At 72.3% G+C, this 766-nt stretch carries 1 protein-coding gene and 1 pseudogene; both read right to left on the bottom strand.

Annotation, left to right across the window (positions count from 1 at the left end; translation table 11 throughout):
* Positions 1-416: pseudogene (locus tag GT354_RS52090) on the bottom strand (hypothetical protein); the annotation flags it as partial.
* Between the two features lie 89 nt (positions 417-505).
* A partial coding sequence (locus tag GT354_RS52085) for an RRQRL motif-containing zinc-binding protein (RefSeq protein ID WP_161365547.1) occupies positions 506-766 on the bottom strand: 261 nt, incomplete at its 5' end.

The following is a 766-nucleotide window of genomic DNA, read 5'->3' as shown; positions in this document are numbered from 1 at the left end:
CGGCCCACCAGGCGCACCGCGCCGAGCGGGGAACGCACGGCAAGGGTTCCGGCGTAGACCGGGGTGCGGACGGCGTGGAACGCGAACACGTGCCGGTAGTGGTCGAAGACCCACCGCGCCTGCTCACGCAACGCCTCACGCGAACGCAGCCACGACGGGAGCACGTCACGGCGCTGCTCGCCGCGCACCGACTCGTTCCACGTCGGCCGCTCACGCCCGGGCGGGTCGACCGGCACCGGGACGGTGTCGACGTCGTCGTTCTCGATCGGGTCGGGGTCGGTGCGGGTCTCGGCGTCCGGGTCGACGCTCTCACGCTGCTTGAAAAGAAGGACCGACCCGCCGGGCGGGGTGTCGTCGTCCTGCTCGTCGGAGGGACCCGACTCGAAGTCGGGACTGTCGAGGGTGTCGTGCGACATGCTGAACCTCTCCTCTTAAGGGGAGAGCGGGCACCGGCGACTTGCTGTCCAGGCGTGGCCGGTGCCCGCGCGAATCAGGCGGTGGCGCTCTACTCGAACCCGTCGGCGCACGGCGCGCAGGCGCCGAGTCGGACGGAAATCACGTAGCCGCGGTCGATGCGGCAGTCGGGGCAGGTGCGGCGGGCGCGCATCGCCGCGGCGAGCGCACGGTGTCGACCCGGTGTCATTGGGCGGACCGTGCGGGCGCGGTCGACGCGGTACAGATACGCGATGCGCAGGCCGCGCGCCCTCGATTGCCACATGAGTTGCGCGGCGGGGTCCTGCCCACCGGGCCGCAACCCTTCCGCCCG

The sequence above is a fragment of the Streptomyces sp. SID3343 genome (assembly GCF_009865215.1).
Taxonomy (GTDB): Bacteria; Actinomycetota; Actinomycetes; order Streptomycetales; family Streptomycetaceae; genus Embleya.
Note: the sequence above shows the minus strand (reverse complement) of the source record. Positions and strands in the feature narration are given on the sequence as shown.